Annotated in this window: 3 protein-coding genes; all 3 read left to right on the top strand. The window is 32.0% G+C overall.

Annotated features, from left to right (window positions below):
* The coding region (locus QNK89_RS11045; protein WP_340171152.1) for a bifunctional rhamnulose-1-phosphate aldolase/short-chain dehydrogenase at positions 1–1,495 on the top strand (1,495 nt) is incomplete at its 5' end.
* 115 nt (positions 1,496–1,610) lie between these two features.
* The gene (fucP, locus tag QNK89_RS11040) at positions 1,611–2,909 is read left to right on the top strand and encodes an L-fucose:H+ symporter permease (protein ID WP_340171149.1); all 1,299 of its coding nucleotides are present in this window, start codon (positions 1,611–1,613) and stop codon (positions 2,907–2,909) included.
* Between the two features lie 11 nt (positions 2,910–2,920).
* On the top strand, positions 2,921–3,250 hold the full coding sequence (locus tag QNK89_RS11035; RefSeq protein WP_340171146.1) for an L-rhamnose mutarotase: 330 nt from the start codon (positions 2,921–2,923) through the stop codon (positions 3,248–3,250).
* Positions 3,251–3,291: the final 41 nt, after the last annotated feature.

Here is a 3,291-nt window from a genome sequence, read left to right as displayed (position 1 = left end):
TCATGGTTTATTTACTTGGGGAGATACTTCATATGAATGTTACATAAATAGTTTGGAGGTTATAGAAATGGCTTCAGAATTTATTGAAAATAAAGTAAAAGCAAAAGGGAGTGTTTTTGGAGGACAAAAAATAGAAAGCTTACCAAAGGCAGATCGTATAGAAAAAGCAGCTCAAATTATGCCTTTACTAAGAGGTTTATGTTCTTCTGAAAATAGAATGATAGGACATTTTTCTGATACCGATGTGGTAATGGAATACATTAATAGTAATGATTTAGAACGATTAGCACCTATGGGTACTTCTTGTCCAGATCATTTTTTAAGAACTAAAATTCAGCCATTAGTATTAACTTTAGATAAAAACGAAGATTTATCTGATGCTGATACTATTTTAAAGAAACTGGAACCGGCATTTAAAACCTATAGACAGCAATACGCAGATTACTATAACACTTGTAAAAAAGAGAATAGTCCAGCGATGCGTGATGCTAATCCAGTAATCATTATATATCCGGGTGTTGGAATGTTTAGTTTTGCAAAAAATAAACAAACCACACGTGTAGCGAATGAATTTTACATTAACGCCATTAATGTAATGCGTGGTGCCGAAGCAATTACGCAATACACTTCTTTGCCAAGGCAAGAAGCTTTTGATATTGAATATTGGTTATTAGAAGAAGCAAAATTACAGCGTATGCCTAAAGAACAACCATTGTCTCGAAAAGTAGCTTTTGTCACTGGAGCTGGTGGAGGTATTGGTAAAGCAATTGCTGACAAACTTGCTGCTGAAGGTGCTAATGTAGTACTAACAGACATCAATGAAGAGAGTTTGATAGAAGCTAGTAAAACCTATAAAAGAGATGTGTCCACCTTTGCTGTATGTGATGTTACCAATACCGAATCTATAGCTAATGCTTACAAAAAAGCGTGTGTGGAATTTGGAGGTGTAGATATTATTGTTCATAGTGCAGGCCTTGCAATTTCTAAGCCTTTAGAAGATACGACAGATAAAGATTGGAATATTTTACAGAATATTTTGGTGAAAGGGCAGTTTGATTTGGCAAAACAATCAGCAGCTATAATGCGCAAGCAAGGCTTAGGCGGAAACTATATCTCAATAGCAAGTAAAAATGGATTAGTTGCAGGACCAAACAATGTAGCCTATGGCACAGCAAAAGCGGCACAACAGCACATGGTACGCTTATTGGCTGCTGAACTAGCAAAAGACAAAATAAGAGTCAATACAGTAAACCCAGATGGTGTTATTGTAGGAAGTAAAATATGGGAAGGTGCTTGGGCAGAAGGTAGAGCTAAAGCAAATGGTATTACTGTAGAAGAATTACCAGCTTTTTATGCAAAAAGAAACTTGTTGAATGAGATCATCACACCAGGTGATATTGCAAACGGAGTATTCTCTTTGGTAGGGATCCTAGATAAATCTACAGGAAATATTATAAATGTTGATGGTGGTATGGCTAATGCTTTTGTGAGATAAAAGTATCTTTTCATTGTTTTTGATTAAAATATGTAGAAATTTTATAAGATGGACATTTATAATTCAAATACTTTTGAGTATTTATGTTCTTTTCTAATCTTTAAACCAGAAAAGTATGAGTAATACAGAAAAAATTCCAGTAGTATCAAAGGAAGTTTTAATTCCATTTATAATTATAACTTCATTATTTGCGCTTTGGGGATTTGCTAATGATATTACAAACCCAATGGTAGCAGCATTTGGAACAGTTATGGAAATATCCACAGCAAAAGCTGCTTTAGTACAACTTGCTTTTTATGGAGGATATGCAACAATGGCAATACCTGCAGCTCTATTTGTTAGAAAATTTAGCTATAAAAAAGGTATTTTATTAGGATTAACCTTATATGCTGTTGGAGCATTATTATTTTATCCTGCAGCAAAATTTGAAGTGTTTGGATTCTTTTTAGGGTCTTTATACATTTTAACATTTGGTTTGGCTTTTTTAGAAACTACAGCAAACCCATATATTTTATCAATGGGAGATGAAAGAACAGCTACAAGGCGTTTGAATCTTGCTCAAGCTTTTAACCCTATAGGTTCTTTATTTGGAATGTTTGTAGCGTCTAAATTTATTTTAGTTGCTTTAGATTCTGATAAAAGAAATGAAGCAGGCGAGTTAATTTTTAACACACTTGATGAAGCTCAAAAGGCAATTATTAGAACAAGTGATTTAGCAATAATCAGAAATCCATATGTAATTCTTGGTTTTGTTGTTATTGCAATGCTTATTCTAATTGCTGTGACTAAAATGCCTAAGAGAAATAAATCAGAAAATTACTCAAGTGCATCCTCATCATTTTCTAGATTATTTAAAAATGGAAAGTACAAAGAAGGAGTTTTAGCCCAATTATTTTATGTTGCTGCACAAATAATGTGTTGGACTTTTATCATTCAATATGCAGGTAATTTAGGTATTGCTAAAGCAGATGCTCAAAATTATAATATAGTTGCAATGACTATATTTCTATGTAGCCGATTTATAAGTACATTTTTAATGAAGTATATAAACTCCAAAAAATTACTGATGATTTTTGCACTTTGTGCGATGGTTACCATTTCTGGCGTTATTTTAATTGAAGGTATAACAGGTTTATACTTATTAGTAGCAACATCTGCATTTATGTCTTTAATGTTTCCTACAATTTACGGAATTGCTTTAGATGGTTTACGAGAAGACGATAGAGCTATAGGTGCTGCTGGATTAGTAATGGCAATTGTTGGTGGTGCATTAATGCCTATATTACAAGGATTAATGATAGATATGGAAAAAATAGGCCCATTCTCTGGAGTTAATTTTTCTTTTATTCTTCCTTTTATTTGTTTCTGCTTTATTGCAATGTATGGGTATAGAACATTTAAAGTACATAAATAATAGTACATTTTATGAAAAGACATTGTTTCGCATTAGATCTAATTAATGATCACGAACTAATTTCTGAATATAAAAAATACCATAAACAAATATGGCCTGAGATTACTAAAAGTATTCAATTTTCGGGTATTGAAAACTTAGAAATCTACTTAACAGGTAATAGATTGTTTATGATTATGGAAGTAAACGAAACTTTTTCTTTTGAGAAAAAAACAGCAATGGATTTAGCAAACTTAAAAGTGCAAGAATGGGAAAGTTTAATTTGGAAATACCAACAAAAATTGCCTTTTACAAAGGAAGGTGAAAAAAGGATATTAATGGATACTATTTATCAGTTATAAAAAAATAAAAAATATGGAATTAACAATCAATCCAAAATACC

Source organism: Lacinutrix sp., assembly GCF_037625555.1.
Lineage (GTDB): Bacteria > Bacteroidota > Bacteroidia > Flavobacteriales > Flavobacteriaceae > Lacinutrix.
The sequence above is the reverse complement of the archived record's forward strand: the minus strand, read 5'-3'. Positions and strand labels throughout refer to the sequence as shown.

Bases quoted from the DNA above. Each gene is read 5' to 3' on its own strand.
- fucP (WP_340171149.1), top strand. From the start codon at position 1,611: ATGAGTAATACAGAAAAAATTCCAGTAGTATCAAAGGAAGTTTTAATT.
- QNK89_RS11035 (WP_340171146.1), top strand. From the start codon at position 2,921: ATGAAAAGACATTGTTTCGCATTAGATCTAATTAATGATCACGAACTA.